18 protein-coding genes and 4 pseudogenes are annotated in these 25,707 nt (G+C 59.1%); 8 read left to right on the top strand and 14 right to left on the bottom strand.

Going from position 1 to position 25,707, the window contains the following annotated elements:
• Positions 1–1,689 (top strand): thiamine pyrophosphate-binding protein, encoded by a 1,689-nt coding sequence (locus ACVWYQ_RS17270; RefSeq protein WP_456726085.1) that lies wholly within the window; start codon positions 1–3, stop codon positions 1,687–1,689.
• Between the two features lie 2,006 nt (positions 1,690–3,695).
• On the opposite strand, the gene ACVWYQ_RS17265 is transcribed toward ACVWYQ_RS17270, so the two are convergent.
• Positions 3,696–5,492, bottom strand: coding sequence for an ABC transporter ATP-binding protein (locus ACVWYQ_RS17265; protein ID WP_456726084.1), 1,797 nt, complete (start codon positions 5,490–5,492; stop codon positions 3,696–3,698).
• A gap of 838 nt (positions 5,493–6,330) precedes the next feature.
• Here ACVWYQ_RS17265 and ACVWYQ_RS17260 point away from each other — a divergent pair.
• A pseudogene (locus tag ACVWYQ_RS17260) lies at positions 6,331–7,398 on the top strand (IS256 family transposase); the annotation flags it as partial.
• Positions 7,399–8,078: 680 nt separating this feature from the next.
• Positions 8,079–9,377 (top strand): diaminobutyrate--2-oxoglutarate transaminase, encoded by a 1,299-nt coding sequence (gene ectB / locus ACVWYQ_RS17255; RefSeq protein ID WP_456726083.1) that lies wholly within the window; start codon positions 8,079–8,081, stop codon positions 9,375–9,377.
• Between the two features lie 571 nt (positions 9,378–9,948).
• Here the strand turns inward: ectB and ACVWYQ_RS17250 are convergent.
• From ACVWYQ_RS17250 to ACVWYQ_RS17230, 5 genes and pseudogenes are all read right to left on the bottom strand, one after another.
• Entirely contained in the window at positions 9,949–10,089 is a 141-nt protein-coding gene (locus ACVWYQ_RS17250; RefSeq protein WP_456727180.1) for a transposase domain-containing protein, read from the bottom strand.
• Between the two features lie 69 nt (positions 10,090–10,158).
• Positions 10,159–10,645: pseudogene (locus tag ACVWYQ_RS17245) on the bottom strand (IS66 family transposase); the annotation flags it as partial.
• A 68-nt stretch (positions 10,646–10,713) separates the two neighbouring features.
• Positions 10,714–11,292 carry an IS66 family transposase gene (locus ACVWYQ_RS17240; RefSeq protein WP_456726082.1) on the bottom strand — a complete coding sequence of 193 codons (579 nt, stop codon included), beginning with the start codon at positions 11,290–11,292 and terminating at the stop codon, positions 10,714–10,716.
• Between the two features lie 365 nt (positions 11,293–11,657).
• A complete protein-coding gene (gene tnpB / locus ACVWYQ_RS17235; protein WP_456727179.1) occupies positions 11,658–11,843 on the bottom strand; it encodes an IS66 family insertion sequence element accessory protein TnpB in 186 nt (61 codons plus the stop codon).
• A 63-nt stretch (positions 11,844–11,906) separates the two neighbouring features.
• Entirely contained in the window at positions 11,907–12,275 is a 369-nt protein-coding gene (locus ACVWYQ_RS17230; protein ID WP_456726081.1) for a transposase, read from the bottom strand.
• Between the two features lie 125 nt (positions 12,276–12,400).
• Here ACVWYQ_RS17230 and ACVWYQ_RS17225 point away from each other — a divergent pair, with 125 nt between their 5' ends.
• A complete protein-coding gene (locus ACVWYQ_RS17225; RefSeq protein ID WP_456726080.1) occupies positions 12,401–13,750 on the top strand; it encodes an IS701 family transposase in 1,350 nt (449 codons plus the stop codon).
• Between the two features lie 36 nt (positions 13,751–13,786).
• Here ACVWYQ_RS17225 and ACVWYQ_RS17220 read toward each other — a convergent pair.
• From ACVWYQ_RS17220 to ACVWYQ_RS17195, 6 genes and pseudogenes are all read right to left on the bottom strand, one after another.
• Positions 13,787–14,726 (bottom strand): IS630 family transposase gene (locus tag ACVWYQ_RS17220; RefSeq protein ID WP_456726079.1). Its coding sequence is split into 2 segments (ribosomal slippage): positions 13,787–14,389 and positions 14,391–14,726, totalling 939 coding nucleotides; the frame shifts between segments, so codons are not numbered across the junction.
• 512 nt (positions 14,727–15,238) lie between these two features.
• Positions 15,239–16,345, bottom strand: coding sequence for an amino acid kinase family protein (locus ACVWYQ_RS17215; RefSeq protein ID WP_456726078.1), 1,107 nt, complete (start codon positions 16,343–16,345; stop codon positions 15,239–15,241).
• Between the two features lie 830 nt (positions 16,346–17,175).
• Positions 17,176–17,460, bottom strand: coding sequence for a hypothetical protein (locus ACVWYQ_RS17210; RefSeq protein WP_456726077.1), 285 nt, complete (start codon positions 17,458–17,460; stop codon positions 17,176–17,178).
• On the bottom strand, positions 17,460–18,011 hold the full coding sequence (locus ACVWYQ_RS17205) for a transporter substrate-binding domain-containing protein (protein WP_456726076.1): 552 nt from the start codon (positions 18,009–18,011) through the stop codon (positions 17,460–17,462). The genes ACVWYQ_RS17210 and ACVWYQ_RS17205 overlap by 1 nt, the downstream gene beginning before the upstream one ends.
• 36 nt (positions 18,012–18,047) lie before the next feature.
• On the bottom strand, positions 18,048–18,812 hold the full coding sequence (locus ACVWYQ_RS17200; protein ID WP_456727178.1) for an amino acid ABC transporter ATP-binding protein: 765 nt from the start codon (positions 18,810–18,812) through the stop codon (positions 18,048–18,050).
• A gap of 22 nt (positions 18,813–18,834) precedes the next feature.
• Positions 18,835–19,497: pseudogene (locus tag ACVWYQ_RS17195) on the bottom strand (amino acid ABC transporter permease); the annotation flags it as partial.
• An 89-nt stretch (positions 19,498–19,586) separates the two neighbouring features.
• On the opposite strand from ACVWYQ_RS17195, the gene ACVWYQ_RS17190 reads away from it, so the two are divergent.
• Positions 19,587–20,321 (top strand): GntR family transcriptional regulator, encoded by a 735-nt coding sequence (locus ACVWYQ_RS17190; protein WP_456726075.1) that lies wholly within the window; start codon positions 19,587–19,589, stop codon positions 20,319–20,321.
• Between the two features lie 375 nt (positions 20,322–20,696).
• Here ACVWYQ_RS17190 and ACVWYQ_RS17185 read toward each other — a convergent pair.
• A pseudogene (locus ACVWYQ_RS17185) lies at positions 20,697–21,099 on the bottom strand (TrbI/VirB10 family protein); the annotation flags it as partial.
• A 61-nt stretch (positions 21,100–21,160) separates the two neighbouring features.
• On the opposite strand from ACVWYQ_RS17185, the gene tnpA reads away from it, so the two are divergent.
• Positions 21,161–21,568 carry an IS66-like element accessory protein TnpA gene (tnpA, locus tag ACVWYQ_RS17180; protein ID WP_456727177.1) on the top strand — a complete coding sequence of 136 codons (408 nt, stop codon included), beginning with the start codon at positions 21,161–21,163 and terminating at the stop codon, positions 21,566–21,568.
• Between the two features lie 1,755 nt (positions 21,569–23,323).
• Positions 23,324–24,196, top strand: a complete 873-nt coding sequence (locus ACVWYQ_RS17175; RefSeq protein WP_456726074.1) for an alpha/beta hydrolase family protein — start codon at positions 23,324–23,326, stop codon at positions 24,194–24,196.
• Between the two features lie 202 nt (positions 24,197–24,398).
• Here ACVWYQ_RS17175 and ACVWYQ_RS17170 read toward each other — a convergent pair whose 3' ends face one another.
• A complete protein-coding gene (locus ACVWYQ_RS17170) occupies positions 24,399–24,881 on the bottom strand; it encodes a MarR family winged helix-turn-helix transcriptional regulator (protein ID WP_456726073.1) in 483 nt (160 codons plus the stop codon).
• Positions 24,882–25,515: 634 nt separating this feature from the next.
• On the opposite strand from ACVWYQ_RS17170, the gene ACVWYQ_RS17165 reads away from it, so the two are divergent.
• Positions 25,516–25,677 carry a hypothetical protein gene (locus ACVWYQ_RS17165; protein WP_456726072.1) on the top strand — a complete coding sequence of 54 codons (162 nt, stop codon included), beginning with the start codon at positions 25,516–25,518 and terminating at the stop codon, positions 25,675–25,677.
• Positions 25,678–25,707 lie beyond the last annotated feature (30 nt).

The raw sequence follows: 25,707 nt of genomic DNA, 5'->3' as shown, positions 1-25,707 counted from the left end.
ATGTCTAACAAAAGTAACACAACAGGTGCTCAGGCCGTAAGTGATACGCTCGTCAAGCTTGGTGTAACACATATTTTCGGCATGGATACCCCTGCGCCGTTATACATTGACTTGGATCCGAGCATCAGGGCAATCACAATCCACGATGAGCGCGCAGGCGCAGTTATGGCCGACGCGTTCGCCAGGGCATCAGGTCGAGTTGGAGTGTGTAGCGCAATTCGCGGTCCTGGCGCAACGAATCTGGTTTCAGGCCTAGCGGAGGCCTATAACTCGTCTACGCCGGTATTGGCCCTCGTCAACGACGTCGCAACTGCAAATATTGACCGCAACCCCATACAAGGTATTGACCACGTCCGCCTATTTGAGCAGGTGACCAAGTGGGGCAGGCGGGTCGATACTCCCGAGCGAACTGCTGAGTACGTCGCTCATGCGATGCGCGTGGCAACGACAGGTCGACCAGGACCTGTTCTGCTTACCTTCCCAGATTTCGCTCTGACCAACGGTCCCGTCAATCCCGCACACATCACCGAGCCAGCTACCTATCCTCGCGTACGCATGGCGGCAGATCCGGCGCTCATTAACATAGCCGTGCAGCAGATTGAGTCTGCCTCTCGTCCGATAGTCATTGCCGGTGGCGGGCTACATCTCTCTCAGGGTTACGAGGCGCTGCAAGCGTTTGCGGAGCGGCTACAGATTCCAGTCGCGACTACACCGTTGGGCAAAGGGGCCATTGCCGAGACGCATCCGCTGGCCGCCGGCGTGGTCGGTGCTTACACGGCGGGTTTTGAGGCGCGGGGATGGATCGCGAACCAAGCCATTCGCGAAGCAGATCTGGTAATCCTCGTGGGTACAAAAACTGACTCAATCGCGACAAGCGATTGGACCGTCCCTTCAGTCGGCCAGCAGATCATCCATATCGACATCGATCCAGTAGAGCTTGGCCGAACTTATCCTGCGCTTGAGATCGCCGCTGATGCAAAGTTGGCAATTGATCAACTTGGTCAGTCGCTAGCCCCGCGAACAAAGCCATCTGCCTGGACTCGCGATCTGCAATCTAAGATCTCGGCCTGGCACGCGGATTTTGAAGCGATCAACATGAGCTCTGGTGAGATCGACCCACGCCTCATTTATAGATCCCTCAATGCCATCCTTGGCGAAGACGACATTGTAACCACGGATGCGAGTTATTCGTCGGCTTGGGGCATGGACCTGTTGCGCTACAAGAAGGCGGGTCGCAAGTTCCTTGCGCCGCGTGGCTTCGCCGGTCTCGGATGGGGCGTGCCAGCGGCAATCGGAGCCAAGTTCGCTAAGCCGGAAGCAGCTGTGTTTTGCGTCACCGGTGACGGCGGCTTCTCCTATGTTGCGATGGAGATGGAGACGGCGGCGCGCTACAACGTGCCGATCTGCGTGATCGTGCTCAATAACGGCATACTAGGCTTTCAGAAGCACTACGAGATCCATCGTTTCGGCAAGACAGTCGAGACGTCTTTTACCCCCGTCAATTATGCGGAGCTGGCACGCACACTAAACTGCGACGGCATAAGGGTCACTACGCCGGCAGAATTCGACATTGCGCTCCAGAAAAGCCGGAGACTGCGACGTCCACTGCTGATCGATGTCGTGACACCGGCAGATGCTCGCCCTCCTATCGCTACGTTCGCATCAGCGCCCGCCAACGCGCGCCAGTAAAGTAGTTCATCAGCCGTATCGCAACATCTGCCAGAAGGCCGTTGCGCCACATCGACTGCGTATTTGATTGCTATCTCTGCGTCACTCCGTTCAAGCCTTTAAGCCCTAGGAGAAGCTACGGCCGATTGTGCTGTCATCGAACAGGCAAAGCGGCGCTACCGGAGATTGGGATCAATGAAATCACGCATCAATAGCAAACGAGCTTACACCCAAGACATCCATGGTTTTTACAGAGACGTGGAGAAAGGCTGAATGCGTACGAAATGTCGATTTCAATGCGTTCGGATGCAGTTTCAGAGGGACGTATCCTCAGATGACATGGTTCACGTGCCCACAGATTACGGCCGACGCTGCACCCCTGGCGTTCCCATACCATCGGGCATACGCCACCCTGCCATCCTGACCGAGTGCGGTGTTGACGCCGTGTTCTAAGCCCCGTCCAGCAATTACACCGTGACCTGGCACGCGCGGACTCAAGCCACATGCCCGACTTTGGCACGTTCATCTCACGACTAGTCAATGCAAAGCTTTGCCTCTGAAACGCTGGCCCCCTCCGAACTAGCAGCGACAAGATGACACCATACGTAGAGGAGAAGAGAGGTATTAGGGAGCCGATTTTCCGGCGCATCGCATTCTCAAGCATACTCGTGCATGCTTTGCGATGGTCATTGTGCCCCGCTAGTGCCCCGAGCCATCAGTCCGCAATCGTTGATCCGCAGTCGTCTTGCGTCGCTCTGCCTAGGATGGAGAAGGAGCGCTTCTTCGCGCTCCTCACCGATAAGAAGAATTGGCGGGCGCCTGTCGCAGCGTAGCCGCCCCAAGGGCCGATATCGGCTCTTTCATCGAGCGACACACTGCCGGCGAGACGCGCACGATACATATCGCAAGAGGGCTGCGCACAACGCAAGGGGCGTCTCCCGCGTCTTGGTTGCGGTGCCACCGCCTTGACAAGGACTTGCGATCCCAAAGGGCACGCTGACTGACTCCGTCGAAACACTCGACAAGAACATTGGACCCTGCGTCGTAGATCAGGAATTCGAAGTCATCGCCTTGGCAAGGGCGGCGGCGTACCAGGTGGCGGGTCGGCGGTCGCGTTCGAAGCGCGGCTCGTCGCGCAGCCCGCCCACGCCCTGGTTTCCAAGCCACCCCGGACCCCAGCCCGCTGCCGGACCTGGAGTGGACGAGGCGGCGCCCCGAGTACGCACGTGATCCTTCTCGGTATTGTCCTCTTCCAACGCAACGAGCTAGTCCTCGTTCAGCACCCGCCTGGGCTATCATGGCCTCCAGCGCCGTCAGCCGCTTCTTGACGTTGGCGCGGTCGTGAAGCCGCATGCCGAACGGGAGATCGACAGGCCGCGGCTCCTGAGTTCATTGCTTACTCGCACCTGACCCCAGGCGGGCTGGTCGATCGCCAGCTCAACGACGGCCATCTCGACCTCCGGCGCGATACGTCCTCGATACTCAGTACGAGCGCACAGTTCGCAGCGACATCGTGCCACAGCATACGTCAACTTGCGAGCCGGCTGACACACGCCATGACGGCATATTGTTCGTGGCACACGTTCAACACACTCAGCTACTCGATGCGTCCGCAAGATCCATTCGACCCGCATTCAACGGTTCGATCCCCAAGTTCTCCCTGGCAACAATCGGTTCCTCCCCCAGATCGCAAACTATCTTCCAAGCTCATCACGCTCAGCCGCCAATTGGTTTTGCCTGGTGGCAGCCGCGCTTGCCCATGAAGTCCACCGCGCGCACCTGCGCTACATTATTCCTTGGCCATGGTTCTCGAGCCAGCCGGAAACCGTCGGTCACAGCCTCATGACGCGACGCTGGGCGCGCGATATGCGGCGCGTGAAGGACCAATCTTACTCAACGACAAAGCGGTCACGCCCGGCCGACTCCACCTCTGCCAGCAAACCGATCGAACCGACACGAGGCAATGGTGGCGGATTGCGATCCGACGAGGCTGCCGGCTCCATCGCAGTCAACTTTCAGGGTCGGTGCTATTCTGCAGCGGAGATCTGACCGAAGCCGCCGGCCTGCCGCTCGAACAGCGCGCGGTATGTGCCTCCGGGCTGCTTGATAAGCTCGAGATGCGTACCTTGCTCAACGATCCTGCCGCGGTCGAAAACCAGAATGCGATCGAGCCTACGTACCGTCGAAAGGCGGTGGGCGATCACGATCGATGTACGCCCATTCATCAGATTCTCCATCGCTTTCTGAATAAGAGCCTCCGATTCCGAATCAAGGCTTGATGTCGCCTCGTCCAGGATCAATACCGGTGCATCCGTCAAGAAGGCGCGCGCCAAGGCCACGCGCTGCCGCTCGCCGCCGGAGAGCTTGACGCCGCGCTCGCCCACCAGCGTACCATAGCCCAATGGCAGCCGCATGATAAATTCATCCGCGTTGGCCTGCCGCGCCGCCTGCTCGATCGCCGCCATCGTGGCGCCGGGCCGGCCATAGGCGATGTTCTCCGCTAGCGAGCGGTGGAAGAGGATCGGCTCCTGCTGCACAATCGCGATCTGGCTGCGCAGGGAGCGCTGCGTTGCTTTCGCGATATCCTGACCGTCGATCAAGATCCTTCCCGCTGACACATCATACACTCGCTGGATCAATTTGACGAACGTCGTCTTTCCGGAGCCCGAACAGCCGACGAGGCCGACCCGCTCGCCCGCACGCAAATCGACCGAGAGCCCATCATAGAGCGGCGCGCGATGGCCGCGGTGGAGGAAGGTGACCTCCTCAAACGTGATCCTTCCTTTCCGGATTTCGATCGGCCGGGCGCCGGGCGCATCATCAATGCCGAATGGCTCGCCGAGAACGGCCACCAGCTCCTCGATTTCGTCCACCGATTGCTGCAGGGTGTAGATATACCAACCGACCTCGCGCAGATAGGCGTGGATCACGTAGTAGCTCGTCAAGACATAAGTGACGTCACCTGGCGTGGCGCGCCCCTTGAGCCACAGCAGGATAGCACCACCGATCACCGAAGCGCGAAAGCACAAAAGCACGACGAGTTGCGCCGCCTGAGTCGCGCTATAGCGCTGACGGGCGTGCCTGGCTCGCCTGCGCCAGCGGCTGACAATTGTGTGGAGAAGCGCATCCTCGCGCGCCTCCGCACCGAAGGATTTCACCACCGCATTGCAAGTGAGCGCATCCGTCATGGCGCCGGCTAGCTTGCTGTCCCAGGCGCTCGAGACACGCGCCGCCGGTGCGATATAGCCGATCGTAAATACTGCCGTCATCACGAGATAGCTCACCCCGCCAAACGCCAGCACTCCGCCGAACAATGGCCAATGCAGACCGAGCAGGATCACGGAGCCGGTCAGCACGGCTAGCGAGGGCAAGAGCGCGGCCAAGACTGTCGTGTTGAGCACATCCAGCGCCCACATGCCGCGCGTGATCTTGCGCATGACCGAACCAGCAAAGCGGTTGGCGTGCCAGTCGGTTTCGAATCGCTGGACCCGCATGAAGGTCTCCTGCACCACATCCGACATGGTCTTCAGTGTGAACGGTACTTTCGCCAGCCCGCCCGCGAGCTGCAGAGCCACCGAGAGCAGGCCGAGCGAGACGATGCCGCCGAACGCGACCAGCGCCGCATGTTGAGCGGCGGGGTCGGACGGACCCGACCTCAATGCATCGACCAAATGACCCGAGTAAATCGGCATGAACAGATCGGCCACCGCCGCTCCCATGAAGCCGACGAGGACAATCGTAGCGCGCACGGGCTGCTTCAACCAGAGCGGAAGCACAAACGCGATCACCACTCGGATCGCCGCTTTTTGCTTGCGGTTTTGCACAATCAACTCGCGGTCCGGTCGCGCTGACGGCCCAAGCCGGGCCCGATCGAACTAGCATTCGGAAAGCGAACGAAGAGCGTTGTTAAAAACGGCAGCTTGTCGGGGGCTTGGGAGATTTGCAAGCCAGCCGTGGTCAGCGCTGTGGCCAAGCGAGCCGGCGAAAGCCAAGCGAGAACAGCGGGCGACGCCACGTGGTCTGCGTTATGATGGGCGCGCGACCGAGTCGATCTCAACGCGCGTCGCGGGTGAGGCAGCCGCAGCAGTAGGAACACAGTGCCATCGAGGACGTCGCCCCAGACGGACCGCGGAAGCTCAACGGATGTCGGGCGATAGCCGCTACCTACGCGTATATCAGTACGTCGTCCGGCGCCGCTCGAACCCGAAGCCCTCATGGTAATCGCGAGGTTCCCACATTGGCAGAACCGATGACGAACGCCGCTACCGTTCCGTAATCTAAAAAGTGGAGTCCCAGATCTCATCATTACCTCGTTCGCGCATTCTTTCGAACAACAGACCGAAGGAAGTCAGCAACTGGCGTACCGACACCCGTCTACCGATGGGCCGAAGTGCGGCAACACCACTTCAGGCATGTAGGAGCAGTATGCATGTCGGCACACTGAGATGGCATCAAGCTGTTACGCCGTTTCCAAGTCTGGCAGGATTTGTGCCACCGCGAGAACTGCGCAACGCCCTTTCATGCATCACGTCGCGTTCGGAACGATTGGCCGCTTTGAGACAAGGCGCGCGCTTGGTCCTAGACACACCGCTGTTTGTGCACTCCTCTTTCCGGAATAGATGCCCTCTGCAGTTTGCCGCCGACTGGCCAAATCTCTTGCTAGCGCGGGGGTTCATCGAAGAGCTGATCCGCGGCGAACTCGACGCCGTGCTGGTCCGGCCGCATTACGGGACGAAGTCAGTTGGCTTGCGATGAAGGGAGAGCGGGTGTTGCAGGCCACCACCACGGCAGTCGGAAGCGGACACTGACCGGGATATTCGGGCCGGTTGAGATCGCAGTGCCGTGCGCCCGACTGGACGCCGACCGCAAGACCACCGAGTGGCACAGCTCGGCACTGCGGACTTACCAGCGTCGCAGGCTGGCCGCCGACGCGCTGATTGCTTCGAGCTATCTCGCCGGAACCGACGCTCGCCGAGTTCGCCGCGCGCTCGCGGCCTTGTTCGTCAGGACCGTCGGCAAAGACACGGTGAGCCGGGCCTGGCGCAAGGTGAAGAGCGACCGGGACGACTGGACTGCCCGCTTACTGACCGAGGAGCCGATCGTGCGGCTGCTTCTCGACAGCACCGTGGTCCGCGTGCGGCTCCACCGCAAGGCGATCTCCATAAGGCGACCTCCATCTCGCTGCTGGTCGTCATCGGCGTGCGCGCGGACGGGCAGAACGTGCTGCTGGCGATCAAGAGCATGGGTAGCGAGAGTACCGAGGTCCGGACACAGTGTGCTCGACGATCTCGTCCGGCGCGGGCTGCAGGCGGCCCGAGTTCCTGATCGTCGATGGGGCGCCGGGGCTCGACAAGGCTATCGCCGCCGTGTGGGACGGCGTGCCGGTCCCGCGCGGCCCGGTGCACAAGCACAGGAACCTACTGGCGCACGCCCCAGAGCGCCACACGAGGAGATCACCGTCGACCATAGCGACATCATCTACGCGACGACCTGCGAGGAGATCGAGGCTCGCCGCAAGGCCTTCATCCGCAAACGGCGGCTCAAGCACCGCGCCGTCGCCGACAGTCTGGAGAATGCGGGCAAGCGCCTGTTCGCCCTCACCCGCCTACCGTTGCGATCGAACGAGTATACGAAGAGTTCAAGCGGCGGTCAAAGACGCAGACCGAGCAGCGGTCCGCAGACACCACTGCCATGCTGTTCTGCGCGCTGCTCGCCGGCGGCCAGCCCAGCACCTTAACCATATACGTCGTTGTTCCACGAATAGCCAGTAAGCGAAAAAAACCGTATTGATCGCTTGAACTCCAGATCGGGGAACGCACCTGCTATGCTGGTTGACGGCTACGCCTAACCCAGTCGACAACCCCGCCGTGGTCTCGCGGCGGTCCTGCAACCGAGCTAACGCTCAAAGGCGCAGGGCGCCGGCTACAATACGCGCCCAGAGGCTGGCAGAACGCATGACGGCTCTTCTGGTCCGCTCTTCACAGGGCGAGCCTGTCCGCTGACTTCATCAGGCCGTCAGAGAACACTAACGACTCGAGCTGTCTCCTCCGCTGACTGCACGCTGCACTGTCGCCGTCGTCCCTTCGCCTCACACATGAGAGACGATGGCCGCCAGCATGACATTCGCCCCGCGTTCGATTCTAGTGGCTTCGCGCCCGCGGCCCAGCGCCTATGACGAGCGCCGGGCCTGTCGCACCCGTCGCATCGACAGATGCCACAAAAGCCTAGCTTCGGCAAAAACCGCGGAGGCCACTCGCAACAAAGCGCCCTGGCGCTCGACGGTCTTTCAACCAAATCCACGAGTTCTGATCGATTAACGAGAGCTACCAGTGTTGAGAGCTTCAATATTTCGGACGCTCGGCTAAGTCATCGGCACCGGCCATATTCCTGGACAAGGTGAAGGTGCGATTATGAATGACTCTGTCGGCTCCTCGCGTACTATAGAGGTTTTAGACTCGCTAGACTCCAACGTTCGCCTGTACTCACGTTACTTCCCGGCTTGTTTTAGCCGTGCACGCGGGTCTTTTCTGCTGACCGAGGAGGGCCAACGGTTCATCGACTTCTTATCCGGTGCCGGAGCACTCAATTACGGGCATAACAATCACCAGATAAAAGCTGCTATTAGGGCCTATCTCGCATCGGATGCTGTCATTCACGGACTTGATATGACCACTCCAGCCAAGCTCGCCTTTATGGAGACTTTCGATTCAGTTATCCTTCGGGAGCGGCGCTTAAATTATCGATTTCAACTCACGGGACCCACAGGTGCCAACGCCGTTGAGGCCGCATTGAAGCTCGCGCGTAAAGTCACAGGGCGGCAGAACATCATTTCTTTCACACGCGGCTATCATGGCCTCAGTCTCGGCGCTGCCGCAGCGACCGGCGACCAATTCTATCGCAAGGCCAGCCGAGTCGCACTCTCTGGCGTCACCTTTATGGCCTATGACGGCTATCTGGGAGAGGAGATTGATACCGCTGAATATCTAAAACACGTACTACTGGATTCGAGCAGCGGCATCGATGCGCCAGCCGCGATTCTCCTCGAGACAGTCCAGGGGGAGGGCGGTATTAACGTCGCCCGAAAGGAATGGCTGCGATCGATTCAGGCCATAGCGGCGGAGGTTGGAGCCGTCTTTATCGTCGACGATATTCAAATGGGCTGTGGCCGCACTGGCGATTTCTTCAGCTTTGAGTTCGCGGAGTTGTCGCCGGATATCGTCATATTGTCCAAGTCGTTGAGCGGATATGGCCTCCCGCTGTCCATGTTGTTGATCAAAGCTGCGATCGACAAATGGGAACCGGGAGAGCACACGAGCACCTTTCGAGGCAACAACCTAGCGCTTGTCTCCGCAACCGCAGCTTTGAATATCTACTGGCGGAGTGGCGCCTTCTCGCAGAGCATTTACCACATGGGAACGCTGATGCATCACCGGCTTGACACTATCTCGCGTACGCATGGTAGACGGTTCACGGTTCGAGGCCGCGGGATGGCGCTCGGTTTCGACTGCGGAACGAGCGAGATCGCAGAGACTGCAGCACGCAAAGCGTACAGTCGCGGCTTGATCATCGAGCGATGCGGTCCTACGGGCGAGGTCATCAAATTCTTTCCTTCGCTAACAATCGACTCTGAGACCTTGAACAAAGGCTTGGACATCTTTGAAGAGAGCTTAGCGGAAACCGTGAGCCAGTCGAGCGCTGCTTTGACATGACCTGTGCCATCCGATCAATTCTCCCTTAGGCGGCCCCTCAAAGCCATCTGGACCATCGCCGGGCACGTTAGCCGTCGTCCTTTTCCGCATGTCACGAGTGCTACACTTTCGGGACCAGAGTGTCAGTCTGCGACCTCTCCTGAAGTGACGCTCCAGACGCGCCTTATCAACTCGCCGGGGCGCGATCCGCACTTGGACACGGCCGCTGTCGGCTCAAGGTGCGCAGTTGACAACATCAACATTAGTTTAGCGCAGAGCTCTGATAAGTTCCCGATGATGGCTCTTCTCGAGCATCAAGCGTGTATTTGATCTTCAATCAGTTCACGCGTATGCTACTGAACGCGCGTCACCGTTCGCTAGGCTACCCAACCTGTGAGGATCTCGGCCATTTGGAACAATTGGCCTTTCGGGCTACACGAGTGCGCCTCACTCAGGCGATGATAAAGCTGCATGAACTTCGATATCCCAGTGCGAGATGGGCCACTTTTGGCTTAACGAACCGGCGCTCGCCAACGTCACGTCAAGAATGAACGTGAGCGCTTAGGCGGGATCCTTCTTGGGGCCGGCTTGACTATTTGCGGAAACGCCACGGCATGAGGTCCTCGATCCTGCTATGAGGAAGGCCGTCGATGATCGCCTCGAGTGTTTCGGCGATGTAAGCGACCGGGTTGACGTCGTGGAGCTTGCAGGTGGTGACGATCGACGCGAGCAAGGCCCAGTTTTCTGCCCCGACCTCATGCCCGGCGAAGGGAGCATTTTTTCTGGTTAGGCAGACTGGCCGGATGGCGTTCTTGACCGGGTTGGTGTCGAGCTCGAGGCGCCCGTCTTCGAGAAAGCGGGTCAGACCCTGCCAGTGATTCAGCGCATAGCGGATGTCCTCGGCAAGTGTCGATCCCCTGGAGATCATCGATAGCTGCTTCTCGAACCACATTTTCAAAGCGGTGACGAGAGCCAACGAATGCTCCTTTCGCGGCGAGCCGGATGTCCGGCGATGCACCGCGCACCATGGCTTCAATGGCGTAAAGCTGTGCGATGGGCCGAACGGCGGACTCGGCAATCGGCGATTTGCTGTTGCGGGCCAATTTGACGAAGCGCCGGCGCAAATGGCTCCAGCAATGCACGAGCGTCCAAGGCGCTCGCAATCGAGCGACTTCGGTCAGCCGATCATAACCGTCATAGGCATCACATTGCAGGAAGTGTCCGCCAAAGCCGTCCAAGAATTGCTCGGCGAAGGCACCACTGCGACTGGCGGCATATCGGAACAGCACGATCGGCGAACTTGGGCCGCTATGGCCGCGGTCACCGGACACGATCGCCCAGAAGTACCTTTCTTAGGTTAACCGCGCCCGGGATCGAGCACTGGCGCACCGTGGTTTCGTCCATGACCAGACGATCCGCCAGGGCCAGGTGGCGGCGCATTGGTCTGCGATGAGTTGAAGATGAAGCATGGCGCGACCAGACCAGTTGCCCAGCGTCGCCGATCAAGCCGAATGCCCTGGCGCGCATAGATCTCGGACTGGCGGTAAAATGGTGTATGGTCACCAAACTTGGAGACGACCACGTGCGCAATGGCCACTTCGGTCGGCAGCCCGCTGGGTACGACGTGCTCCGGGGCGTGCGCCTGCACGACAGGGCCGGAGCAGCGGCGGGACGGCGCGTGACCAACACCCCGCCATTTCGCCGGGATCACGCCGAGACGTTTGCTGACATCCTTGCCGATCTTCGTCATGGCGCCGCAACCGCACGGATAGAGCGTGCTCGCAGGCTCGATGATCCGTTCCACCCGCGGTAAATGGGCAGGCAAGCAGCCGCGATTGCGACGAGAACCTTGATCCGGCGCGCTCCGCGATCGGCCCTTGATCAGAGCCTCGGCTTTCTCCTGCGCCGCGCCCAGGATGCCTTGCGCGATCTCCACGTCTTCCAGCGGTAAGTGATACTAATCTGGCGGCAGCTTCTCGGACGTGTCGCCGAAATTCGCTGAGAATGACATCCAACCGACGCCGCGCCTCTTCAGACGTCGCCAGTGCCGCCTGATGCTCGCTCAAGGCCGCCTGCGTTGCGCCAAAAAGCGCTTTCAGTTGTTCATTTTCGTCGCGCAGCGCCGCGATGTCATGCGCTATTTCGAGCGCACCGCCGCGGCGCCTGCAACGTTCAAAATAGCTTCCGAGTCATTCTGCCGCAGTTATCCCGCCGACCGCGGGCGTCGTGCTTCCTCCGGACGGACCAACCTCCAATCCAGTACCTCGAACAAGGTCGCGAACATCGCCGGCGACATCCGCATCACGCCGTCCGCGACATTGGGCAAACGCACTTGCAACCTTCGAAGCGTCTGTGCACCAAAACCAGGCCCGTTCGATCCCAGACCACACTCTCGATGCGGTCAGCTCGTTTCGATCGGAACACGAAGGCCGGCGCTGAATGGCTCGAGACGAAGCATCTCCTGCCCCTTCGTCGCAAGCCTATCATGGCCACAGCGGAAATCGATCGGCCGCGTTGTAACGTAAATCTTCAGATCCGCACCAGCCGCGATCATCGTGACGCTCGCACCGCGCGAATCCGTCGGGACAGCTGCTCGGCATCAATGGTCATATCCGTCCGCAGCACGACATCGCTGATCGCGATCTCAAGCTTGATCGCCGGAACCTGACGCTCCTCCAACGCACCTTCCACGACCAGCGGCGCGAATGTCGGTTGCATCGCCTCGCATAGCGGCAACATGCCTCGCTGTCGAAACCGCCGACGCCAATCGTAGATCTGCCAGCGCGTCGCTCCGTGCTTGCGCGCCGCCTCGGATACCTGGGCACCGGGTAACAGACTCTCGTCGACGATCCGAGCTCTCTCAGCTTCAGAACGTACGCGGCGCCCGGATGGTCCTTCAAGAACCTCCAGCCGGCTCACCGACCCCGTCGTTGAGCCGTGCAAATGGACTCCCTTTTTGCTGTCTAAAGCGTGATGACATTAGCACTACTTTGGCAGATTGTTGATTTTGTCGCGTTTTATAGGATTCCCGAATCGATTTTTCAATGATTCATGGGTGGTCGGCTCTTGGAGGGCTGACCATGCCGGGATGGGAAGACGAACTCGAACGCTGGCTGATGCCGTTCTTGGACCGGCTGGGTCATAAGACCCGACAGCGGATGTGTCCTCTGTATGTTGCGGGACTGATCGGTCCTGGCGATCGCAAGAGCGTTCAGCCGATGGCGGAACGCCTTGCCACGAGCAACTACGACCAGTTGCACCATTTCATTGCGGACGGTGTCTGGGACGCGACGCCGCTGGAGACAGAGCTGCTCAACCAGGCGGACCGACTTGTCGGCGGCCGCGATGCGGTGTTGGTTATTGATGACACCTCACTGCCGAAGAAGGGGGAGCGCTCGGTCGGTGTTGCGGCTCAATACGCGTCGGCTCTCGGTAAAACAGCAAATTGCCAAACGCTGGTGTCTTTAACGCTTGCGCGCGGCGAAGTGCCTGTGATGGTCGCGTTACGTCTCTTTCTGCCCGACAGTTGGACGAGCGACATGTCTCGTTTGAAGCGCGCTCGCGTACCAGTCGAACACCGATCGCCACGGTCCAAGCCGGAGATTGCTTTGGCCGAGATTGACCGCGCGATGGCAGCCAAGGTGCGCTTTGGATGTGTGCTGGCGGATGCAGGATACGGCCTCAGCGCACCGTTTCGACAAGGGCTAACGGAGCGCGGGCTGGCCTGGGCTGTCGGTATCCCTCGGCACCTGAAAGTGTATCCGGTCGATGTGAAGCTCATTTGGCCGATTACTAAAGTCCGCGGGAAACCACGAAAGCACCACGTGCCCGATATCTTATCGATTGCGGCAGAACAAATGCTGGCCAGCGCCAAATGGAAAACCGTGAGTTGGCGCAGCGGGACGAAAGGTCGGCTAAAAGCCCGATTTGCTGCTCTCCGGGTCCGCACCGCCGATGGCCCTCCGCAGCGGATTTGGGACAAGGGACAGCAGCATCTCCCGGGCGACGAAGCTTGGCTCATTGGCGAGCAACGTGCCTCAGGGGAGAAGAAATACTATCTTGCCAATCTCCCTGCGGCGACAGATCTGCGCACACTAGCCGCCACCATCAAGGCAAGATGGATTTGTGAGCAGGCGCATCAGCAGTTGAAGGAGGAGCTTGGACTTGATCACTTCGAGGGGCGATCATGGCAGGGTCTTCATCGCCACGCCCTGATGACAATGATCGCCTACGCCTTCCTGCAACATCGTCGCCTCGCCCACGCGGGGCGGAAAAAAAAGAATCAACGGGCCACCGCCTCAGCCAACCATGCCCGCCGTACGTCACGCCATCGTCGATCTCATCCTTCGGCCGCCGCCTCAACGGCGTCCCTACTGCCGAAAACAAATCCTTGAAAAACACGGGCGCAAATAGAATCTGCCAAAGTAGTGTTAGGTTCGATAGCCTGAATTTTTGAGGTAGTTGGCGCATTCCTCTGAGGTAAAGGCATCGAGTGCGTGGCCGATTGCTGCGCAGACAGCGTCGACGGTTCGCGCGGCAGCTTTGCGGACCAAGTGCTTAAGCTTGGCAAAGACTTGTTCGATCGGGTTCAGGTCTGGCGAGTATTTTGGCAGGGAGAAGAGTTTGGCGCCGACCGAACGGATGAGCTGGCGAACCACTTTGCTCCTGTGGCTACCGAGATTATCCAAGACGACGATGTCACCGGGCTGAAGGGTCGGCAGGAGAACCTTCTCGACATAGGTGCGGAAGCTCACGCCATCGATCGGCCCCTCGATGAACCATGGCGCATCGATCCGGTCATGGCGCAGGGCCGCCAGGAAGGTCATGGTCTTCCAGCGGCCGTGGGGGACTTTTGCGTGAAGTCTGCTCCCGCGCGGCGCCCATCCCCGCAAGGGGGCCATGTCGGTCCTGGTCCAGGTCTCGTCGATGAAGACCAGCCGTTCAGCTTCGACGCGATCTTGATACTTTGCCCACTGGGCTCGCCGCCGCGCGACCTCGGGACGATCGCGTTCGCCAGCCGCCACGCTTTTTTTTGAAGCTGAGCTTCTCGGCATGCACGAAGTCCCATACCGAGTGATAATCGACTTTCAGGCCGCGCCCGGCGAGCTCAGCAACGAGACCGCGTATGGTGAAATCGCCGTCCTTGATCCGCTGCGACAGCCAGACCGCGTGCTCACCCGAGATTGCCTTCGGCTTGTAGCCGCCGATCTGGCTAGGCTCGACACTGCCAGTCTCATCAACCCGCTTCATCCAGCCGATGGCCGTGCTGATTGCCACCCCAAATTGCTTGGCGGCCTGATTGCGGGACATCCCGCCCTCGATCGCGGCCACAACACGCTTGCGAAGATCAAGAGAGTACGGCTTGCCCATCCATGCTGGCCTCCGTCCAGCCAGCATGGTGAATCAGAAACCGGCTGATTTGGGAATCCCAAATCGATTCAGCCTAAACCCATCCCGCTTTAGTCCCATCCCAAACCTCCGTCCAAGCCCGAGGCTTCTTTCGCACAGCTATACCGATCCCGAAGCAAGGGTTCCGGCTAAGCGCTTAGGAATGAGCAAAAGAAGCCGTCAGAACCGTTCAGTCTGACGCGGACTGTCTGCTCGATGCAGACCAGCGGTACTTGGTTGAGATTCACCTGCCTCGTAGGTACTGGCAGCCCGTACGTCCGACGCCCTGCGTAACACGCTTAGCTGCCCAGAGGCGGCATGCGGCACGCTCTGCGCGCGGACCTGTCAAGTCCGCGCTGATCCTGACGGCGCCTCATCTCACAGCAGTTGTCAAGTAGGCCGGGTTCGACACCGACGGTTCATTTCTGCAAGCCAAGGCTAGCCCGATCTAACCGAGCGGCAGATGACAAAATGACAAAATGCAGGCCAGACAGCTAACGAGGCGCTCCAATGGGGCAGAGCTCAGCATGAACTCTCTGAGCGCAGTATGACGCTGCGTCAAGATCTCCAAATTCGTATGTCTTCGGCTCGCGCTCACCCGCTTCCACGATCACGATGCTCTGCAGGCTTCTAAGAGGGCAGATACCTTCCTCACGCAGGGCGAGAAGCGCGGCCTCGACGTCGTGAGTTAAATACCCCTCGGGCTCACTATGCTGCTTTAACTCGATCCACATAATACCAAGCCTATGAAACACGTCTTCCGCTCTACGTTTGTCGACGTCGCTTTGAAATGTGACCCTTATTGCCGATGGATTGATGACCACGCAAGCCCCGCCTCCCTCGTTCGCCACCAGCGTCCCGGTTGTCTCACTTGGCAGCAAGGATTTGCAGGAAATAACAATTCCACGGCTAGCGGCATAATCAATTGCGCCATAGTGAAGCACCTTCGTACCGCAGCGCGCCATTCGGCTTGCGTTGGCATAGGAGACTTCCGGGAGCAGTCTTGCTTGCCTCAGAATTCTCGGATCGGCAGTGTAGATCCCACATACATCCGAATAGATTTCGCAAACGCCACTTCCTACAATATCGGCGGCTACTACGGCCGTTAAGTCCGAGCTATTGCGGCCAAGCATTGAGACGCGTCCATCTTCATCCTCGCCCTGCGCTCCTGCAAGGATGACCACGCGGCCCAAATCCAGCGCCCTTAAGAGCGGTTTATCGTCGACTTCTGCGATAAGAGTCTTGCCAGAGACCATGGATGTTTTGATTCCAATCGAATATCCAAAGAGCGACGATGTCGACACTGAATGTCGTTGCAATGCTGCTTCAAGCAGCCCAACGGAGATCATTTCTCCGGCTGTGAGGACGGTATGCAATGCAGCGGTCTTGCAGGTCTCATTTACAGCTAGCGCCAAGGACTTGAGTGCCTCTGTATGGCCCTGCATCGCGCTAACCACGACTACGACTTGGTGAGCGTCATTTGCAAGCCTGTCCAGCATATGTTTGGAAACGGCGTGATAGGACTCCGCATTGCGAAAACTCGATCCGCCGAACTTCATTACTTTGATAGAAATGCGCGAGGGTCCAATATATGAGATCACATTGTCTTATCCCGGCGTCTTCGTGAGTCAGACGGCGGGGCCACTTCGCGCGCTAGACGCCGGAAGATCGGCCAATTGTAGAGAGCCGTTCGTCTTCGCATCGCGCTGGCCTCATTACAGCAATGGCCATACCAAACGACCGCCTACGCGGCCCCACCACGGCTTGACTTCTGACAGGCACACGAGGGTCAATGCGCACCTCACCGGTGAGGGGCAGTTGGGTAGGATCGGCATGCCCTGCAACATTGTCTGATGTCGGCCTTCCCCGATTGTTGCAAGTGCCCCAAAGTGCAGACGTCATCCACCTCTCTCATCTCGCGACCATCACCTGTGACCATCGGCAGGGGTCATGAGTTGCATCCTGCGCTGTGACTTGGCACGCCACTTGCTCACCCTCCTCTGATCAAACCTCGGGACGCATCTTGCTCACTCAGTCGAATGATGTCCGGCACGCCGGCTTCTTGCGTATCCGTCCGGTGAAGCTTTCAATTACCCACAAGCTATTGCCATTTGCTTATCGTGAGGCGGGGGAAAGCCCTGCATCCAGCCCAGCCGGCGCGGATCGCTCGCGCGCCCGTCCAAGTATGCCGTGCCGGCGAACTCAAGCGTGTCTTGTGCCGGTGCAGACCTAACACATAACGTCATGTTATCTCCTTCGCGGGCCGGGTGATTGACCCAACCTCGTCCTCGGCGTTCTGAGGTGATGCTTCTGCTGCGAGGTGCCACGGGCACTCAGCGCGAGCAGCATCCGTAACCCACTGCTACCGGCGTTCAGGGCGCTGGCAGTTGGATCTGGCCAGCGCCCCAGTGCCAGTGTCTATACGTGCCGCTTACTGCCCCGCATTGATGGAGGCACATTTGCCGATGGAGCTATCTTCGACAGGCAGCCCCCACTTCTCGATGAGCTTCAGATAGCTTCCGTCGGCAATGAGCTCGTTGAGGGCCTTCTGAAGTGCTTTAACGGGTTCACTATTCTTTTCGAGATACGTATAGCCATACATGAGCTTGGCCAGCGGCTTTCCCAGAGCCTTGTATTGATCCCCTCCGGACCGCTTCGACTGGACCAGCGAACCGACCCCGGTGTAACCGGCATCCACGCGGCCCTGTTTCAACATCAACTGCTGGTCGGGAGTGCTGTTGGCGCCAAGTTGCTCGACCGCGGGAAGGCCTGCCGCGGCGCAGTTTTCTCCGCGCTCCACTTGTCGACGGCCGCCGTCATCACGCTACTGCTGCGGGTATTCGCCACCCGTTTGCCGCACAGCGCGGTCGGATTTGAGAATTTGTCGGCGTTGGCGCCGGACGCGTAGAGATAGTAGGGCTCGTACATGAAATCGAGGAAGCTGACGCCAGCCGCACGGCGGGTCGGATTGTCTCCCATCAGTCCGCCGTAGATGTCCACGCGACCAGTATTGAGCAGCGCGAAGCTTGCCAGGTCAGAGCAGCTGAATTCGATCCAGTTGAGCTTGATTCCGGCCTTCTCGGCCATCGCTGCGAGCAGGTCGTGGTTGAAGCCGGTCAGCTGGCCCGTCTGGGGATCCTTGAACTCAAGCGGCGGGTAGCTGACGATTGTTCCTACATTGAGGGTCTTCGCCTCCTGGGCGTGGGCTGCGCCAACCGCCAGCGCGAAGCCGACAGCGAGGCTCAACAATTTGCTGCGTTTTGACATGCTACTTACCTTGTTTGCTACGTTGGTAATGCGATTTCAGTTGAGTACCGCTGAAATAAACTCGCGCGTTCGCGCGTGTGTAGGGCTAACGAGAACCTGTTCTGGCGGACCGCTTTCGACGATCAGCCCGCCGTCCATGAACAACACGCGGCTAGCGACCTCGCGCGCGAAGCCAAGTTCGTGGGTCACGACCACCATCGTGGTCCCAGATTTAGCGAGGCTGCGCATGACCGACAGAACCTCTCCCACCAGTTCGGGATCGAGGGCCGAAGTAGGCTCGTCGAACAGCATGAGTGTTGGTTTCATCGCGAGCGCGCGGGCGATCGCTACACGCTGTTGCTGACCACCGGACAGTTCCACGGGATAGGCGTCGCACTTGTGGCCGAGGCCCACGCGGACAAGCAACTCGCGGCCGTAATCCTCGGCCTGTTTGGAGCCGACTTTCAGCACCTGCACCGGGCCTTCAGTGACGTTCTGTAGCGCGGTCATGTGCGGGAATAAGTTGAAGCGCTGGAACACCATCCCGGTCGACAGCCGCTGACGCGCGGTTTCCCGCTCCGACAGCTCAAGCAAACGGTTGCCAGAACGCCGGTATCCGACCAACTCTCCATTGATCCAGATTGCCCCGCCGTCGATTGTCTCGAGCTGGTTGATACACCGAAGAATGGTGCTTTTTCCGGAGCCCGACGGCCCGATCAAACAGACAACCTCGCCAAGGTTGATCTCTAGGTCGATGCCGCGCAGGGCCTCAAAGCTCCCGAACGACTTGCGAACGTCATTGACTCTCATGGTGGGATTCATCTTGCCGCCTCCGACAATGTGCTCAGGCATTGCGAGCTCCTTTAGCGAAGTAGCGTTCGATTTTGCTTTGAAGTGCGGATAGGATGGAGACGACGGCCAGGTACCAAAAAGTGGCGACAAACAGCAATTCGATCACGCGACTATTCACGTAATAGATACTCTCAGCCGCATACATGATTTCGGAGAATTGGATTACACTCGCCAGGGACGTCCATTTCACCATTCCGATGAATTCGTTGCCCAGCGGCGGAAGAATAACGCGCATGGCCTGAGGCAATATTATTCGGCTCAGTGCCTTGAGGCTGTGCATTCCGATGGCCTTTGCAGCCTCGTATTGCCCATTATCGACCGACAGCAGTCCGGCGCGGACGACTTCCGAGGTATAGGCGCTTTGAGCGATACCCAGCCCAAGGAAGGCCGCCACAAAGGGCGTCATCACGTCCACCGTGCGCCACTCAGAAAGACCGGGTATGCCCAGAGTGGGAAAAATGAGGGCGAGGTTAAACCAGATGAGAAGCTGAAGGAGCGAGGGAATCCCGCGAAAGAGCCACACATACCCAATCGCCACCCAATTAATGATGGGATTGGCCGACAGCCGCATGATCGCGATGACCACACCGAGCGCTATGCCGAGCAGCATTGCCAAAACGGCCAGCAGGACCGTATTGCCGAGGCCCACAAGGATCGATCTCGAGGTGAGGTATTCGCCGGTGACGGTGGCTTTGCTGCTTAAGCGAACCTGAGCCGCGGTCCAGCGTTCCGAAGAGGTCTTGGATGAATGAAAAAAACCCGCAGCGTGATGGTTTCAAAGCGCTGAACATGCTGCGTCAGCGGATCCTGCGACTGGAACTCGGGCCAGGATCCGTTCTTGATGAGGCTGAACTGGCGCAGTCGATGAAGGTATCAAGGACCCCGGTTCGCGAGGCCATCATCCAGCTCATTTCCGAGGACCTGGTGATCCGAGATGGAAGGTCGGCGCGCATCGCGCCGCTTAATCTGGACGATATTCCCCGCCTGTTCGGTGCTCTGCTCATCGCGAGTCGTTTGATTGACAGACTCGCGGCAGAAAACCGCACCCCGGCTGACCTTAAGCGGATCGAGGCCGCTCACATAGGTTTCGAGAAGAGCATGTATAGTGGCGATCACCTGAAGCGCCAGGAAGCGAACATCGCGTTTCACATGGCGATAGCAGACGCGGCGCGGAATCCGTATTTCTTTGATTTCTACCGGCGGAACCTGATGGCCTCGTCGCGCTTTTCGGGAGCGACGTTCTCTCAAACGGGCAACGCTAAGGATGATGCCGAGGACCTATCGGAAAGCAGGAATCCCGACCTGTTTGCGCACGTGAACCTAACGCTAGAGCAGCATGCTCTCATTGTGAAAGCGATTCAGGAGCGGGATGTCGAGCAGGCCGATAAACTCGCCATCGAGCACCAGGAACTCTGGTACACTTGGCTCCAGCGCCAGATATTCTCCCATTCGTCATCGATCAATCTGTCGCTCAAATAACCGCCCGCCGTCCAGTCCAGTCTGGCCAGAACCGAGTCCGGTTTCTTCCGCGCCCGCGCGGAACAGCGCCCTGAAAGCCTAACCAAGAACGGAGCGAAAACTATTCTCGCGCACTTGAGCTGAGCGTCTCCAAAATTGCGATTGTTTAGTGTCTTCTTTCCCGTTCATCTTACCTTGCTGCTAGCGAGGAAGCTGCGCGATGGAATTGGGGCAAATCGTCAACTGAACCAACGCGCTCGCGACAGTCGCGAGCGCATGCGCATGTGGCCCATCGGGGCGTCTCGTCCTATGTGTTGAGCCCGCTTGCACAATGGTGGTCGAGGTTTCTACGTCCGTAAAGATCCTGTGGTTCACAGTGGAGGTGCTTGGGGATTTTCATTCATAATACGCAGCGGTAAAGATAAGGTCCTGATCGACAAGAATTTGAACACATAGCCGGTCGAATCTCCAGAGTGCGCTGGACGTTCATGTTCTTGCGGATCGTCTGTTCAGCGACGCGGCCGAACGACTCAGCAAAGCTGTTGCGCGGGGCATCCGTCGGCGTTAGCTGATATCCGTAAGGTGAACTTGCGGGCATCGACATATCGTTGCCGGCACCGAGCGTTGCGATCAGAATCGCCGATCCGAACACCTGGAAATAATGATTGTCGACCTCGTCATTGAAGCCGCCATACCCTTCGGGGTCGGTGCCTGCCATGCCTCCGATCTGCAGCGTCGCGCCGTTCGGGAGGATGATGTCGGTCCAGACGACAAGGACGCGACTTTGCCCGAACGAGATCGTAAGCCTCCGAGGACAGACGCCTTGCGGCGGGCCGGCCTGATGGTTGAGAACTGTACGTATGGACAGCCATACGATCAGTGCGCTGAATCGACTAGAAGTAGTGGAGACAGGCCGGCGGCGGCGTTGGTCTGAAGAGGAGAAGACACGGATTGTTCTGGAGAGCCTGTCCGAGCCGCGCCTGGTTGCGGCGACAGCGCGGCGATACGGCCTGTCGCGTTCTCTGCTGGTGACCTGGCGAAGAGCTCTGGCGAAGAACCGGAGCAAGTCCGAGGCTGGCTTTGTCAGGGCCGTTGTGGCCGAGGATGGGCCTGTGGCGTCGGTGTCGGCGTCATCGGAGAGCACGACAGCCCATTCGACGGAGCGTCGGGTTGAGATCGAGCTGGCCGGCGGGCGGCGTGTCATTGTCGATGCGGGCGTCGACGTTGAGGCACTTCGCCGGATCATCGAGGCTCTGGACCCGCAATGATCCCGGTTCCTACGGGAGTTCGAGTGTGGCTGGCGACGGGCCACACCGACATGCGCAAAGGCTTCGCCTCATTGTCGTTGCAGGTGCAGGTGGTGCTGCGCCGCGATCTGTCAATCGGCCCTTCAATTGCGGGTTGTTGTCAAGCTGCCATTCTTTCTCTCCATTGGCACGCCGGTAGCGATTGCTCCGTCGGAGCTGGTCAGGTTGCGGAGACGGAGCGATCGCGGATGGCCGATCGCCTAGTGGCATTGAATAATCGATGTCGTTGGCGGCTTCGGCGTAACTGCATTGATGTCGTAGCTGGGGTCATGGTCCTTTCCGAGGTCGCGAGCGCCTCATGATGATGTCCGGATCGAGCGCCTCAACGTTTGCAGCGGAGTGCGGACGACAAACCGCAACCGGACTGGCACGTCATCACCCGCGCTCGCCTCTCTACGCAATCGGCGGGCTCCGACAGGTCGAGCGCTACCGCCTTCAAGAAAGGAGACACCACTTGACATCAAACCGCAATTAAAGGGCCGAATGACATTCTTGCTTCTCGGCCCGGAACGCTCGCACATGGAGCCGTCGCGAATGTCCGAGCGTCGCCACGAACACGAATGCCTTGACCTTCGTTCCGCCGATCTCGACCTCGATTTGCAGCTGGCGACCCGGATGTCTCGAACCGCGTCGTCGCAAGCGCCTCCGCCTTCAGCGCCTGCCGATAAGGCTGCCGCGCGCTGCAGCGTTCGCAGGCTGACTGTCACGCCTTTCTCAGTCAATAGATCCTGGCGCACCACGTCCGCATTGCCACGATGGCGAATGAACCTCTCGCGCAGCCAGCCCCTCAAGGCCATGGAGCCGATGCGGCCTCTCGGGCGACTTAAACGGCTTCACCCCGCTCGCAGCCACATAACCCTTCATCGTGTGATGGCTGCAGCCCAGCTCGCGCGCAATCCGCTTCAGCCCCATCAGCACGCCCTCAGGCGCAACATCTCCGCCACGCCATCCGGCGTCTTCATTACCTGCCCCCGTGGATCACTCCACGACGAGCCTCTAGTCATTCGTTCCTCGTTCATTTGCTCTCTCCTTGGCTATCCAAGGAGGGGGCAATTCCTCATGGCGCCGAGGGGGCAGTTTTCCATGGCGCGCGACAGTCTCGGCCGTGCGACGTTGATCCCTCGCGTTAGAGAATGCGGAGCTCCTCGCCGGGGACGCTCGGGGAAGGGGCTCGCCTTTCGACGATCGCTATCACTGCCCCGTTCCCGGGTGCCGCTCTTGAACCGGTCTCGTCACAGCACTCGGACCCGCGTACCCCTTCGGTTCGCTATGCTCACGCTCTCCGGGTGCCGTTTCCCTTGAGGCGATGCGCCGTTTGGCGGACGCCAGGTTTGGCGTGCGGCCATATGCCTACCTTTACCTCCCTCACCATCTCTCGCACCAGCAGGGCCAGGCAATGCACAAAAGCGGCGCGTTCTCCCGGTTGCCCGCCGGATTTAAGCATCAGGAGGCTTCACACGAGAGCGTATCGCCTCCGCCGCTCGATAGTATCCGCGCAACTCGTGGTACTTGGCTGGCACGCGCAACCGGGCCATCTAGGGAAAATCCGCATCAAGGGCGATTGGGATGGACCGCGCTACAGGGCCTCGGCTGAGGGACGATCTTGCATCGACGCGGCACAGCGCCGCAACGTTCCTGGAGAATTTGGATGCCAGCCGCGCCGCTGGGGGTGCGGAGTGGTTCAGCAGGTGGATTGAGATTGGGGATGCCCATGGCATGTTGGGCAATGCAAAGTGCAGGGAGGGGAACGTTGATGAGGCAGCAAAGGCATGGCTATGCGCGCTGACAGCCTTTGAGCTCGCAAAGCGGCTTGCCAGAGAACAAGCCGGGCAGGGCAAGGCCGTTTCGGCCAGAATTGGAAGCGCAATTGAGACATTCGGGTCGTTGAAGCAGCCGATCGAGCGTGTCCAAATCGAATGCTACGATCAGTCTGCGATAGAGGCTCACTACTTGCCCTCCGACGGTTCTTCGCGAGCACCGGCAATCATTTGCATAAGCGCCGAAGATGAGACGTCGACAACATTGCTGGGAAGGCTATTACCCGCCGCGGCTCATCGAGGGATGTCAGTTCTTGCGGTCACATATGATGATGTTTCCGACAATCGAAGGGGCCATTCCAACGAAATACTGTCTTGCTGCCTGGACTACTTATCCACGCGGGATGACGTCGATGCCACGCGCATCGGTGTGTATGGCGATGGAATGGCGGCAGCCTTGGCGACCGATCTCGCTGTGTCTGATAGCCGCGTTGCCGCCGCCGTCTGCGACGGTGGCTTGTGGAATTGGGCTCGGACGATGGCTGCCGTCGAATGGGTTGCCGGAGTTCCCAATGCGCCGGACGACGAGGTCATAGCAGCACGTCGCTTGCGATTGCTTCGACGGTTGAAGTGCCCGGTGCTCGTGGTGGCCGGCGGGCGAGGTATCGTCAGCGCATCCGAGGCGATCGAGCTACAAAATGCCTGCGCGGTCGCAAGGATGGATCTGCAATTGATCATTTCGCCGAGCACCATGACTGATGCAGGCGAACTCGAGAATTTCGTGATTTGCGATGATCGAATCTTCGGCTGGCTAGAGCAAAGACTGTCATGAGTTTGGCCGTCTGATCGCTCTTCTCGGCAACGGCGGCAGTGGAACAGCTTGGTGTCTCCGCCGATCCGCACTGAGGTTTTTATGCAGCGCGCTGCGCCTTCCCAAGCTTTGTTCTTGATCCTGGTCCGGGCGCTGCAGCTGCGACACCGGAGCGCTTGATCTGACCCCGTGCCTTGTATTGGGAAGGCACGGGGTGCCTGTCCTACAGAATGCCAATACTCAGCTTTTGCGAGGCTAGCCGGCTATTGTTGGCAAGCAAATTGAGCCTCTTGTTCAGGTGGCGAACTGCCTCCTCATCGAAGCCATCTAGCATCGTGAAGCTGAGGGCCTGTCTCTTGGCCGACAGTTTCCGGAGTTTCGCCCGGGCGCCCTCGGTCAGGGTGACACGCAAGGACCCCGCCTCATCCGAAAGAGTTTCACGGGTCAGAAACCCCAGCTTTTCGAGCTGCTTTGTCAGGGTGGTGACATAGGCTGGGTGAATTCGTGATTTGTTGGCGACTGTAGTGCTCAAGATCCCCCGACCATCGTCGAGTTCACTCATGGCCATCAAGATCAACCACTGCGGTTCCGTGATGCCGAGAAGCTGAGCCCAGCTCCTGTGTATCTCTTCGAACTGCGAGTGCAGCTCGACGATTTTCCACATCAATTCGCTAACGGCTGTGTCGAGTTGTTCTTTGACTTGCATGTCACGATTCCCGGCTATTCAACTTGTCTTATGGGCGCGCAGCTGACTCCCAATCGACGGACATGTCCGTAACCGTTTTATGTGACCTGATAAAGTGCGGATCCACCATAGCAGGCATCAAAAACAATTGAGGGTTACAATTGATTTAGCTCGCGCGTGAGGTCGCGGCCATCCAGCTCGATCTCAGTGAATTCACACATCTGCATGTGTCCACGTGATGACGATGACAATCTTCTCGCCGAGCGGGCTCGCCAGACCAGATCATCCAAGAAATGGCCTTGCAACAGCGTGACGGCACTATGGCGTTGCCCGCGCATGATGCCTGCGTCATGCAGCGAGGGCTGATCGTGATGATGTGAGCCGAAGCCGTGGCGATTTGACGCTGGCGGCCTCTGCCGCGATCAACGGTTGCTCGTGCTTGTTGGCTGATTATTATTGACTCTGAGTCCGGGCTTTCAGCCTGCCGGGAAATGACACGCAGACGTTACTCGCGCTCGACGGTTCGAACAAAGTCGTCATGTCAACTTCAACATTGCAGCCTATCCGCACCGATAGAATGTTGCTCGCCGGTCCAGCCCGATCCGGCCGCTGGATCGGCTGCTATGTCAGTTGAGCTTGGAGAAGGACCACACATATGATGACCACGCGAGAAGTGTCGGTCGAAGACGCCGAAACGGTGACCCGGATCGTTGTTGCGCTGCTTGCCGAACTTGGGGGTGGGGAGGTACAGGCCGCACCTGATACCCAGCTTGCTGCTGAACTCCTCGCCATGAAGGAGCGATCTGTGGCCTTTTAGCGTTCACCGGGGATCGCCCTGTCGGCGTTA

This window comes from Bradyrhizobium sp. USDA 3397 (genome assembly GCF_054060965.1).
This window is presented reverse-complemented; position numbering and strand designations above follow the sequence as displayed.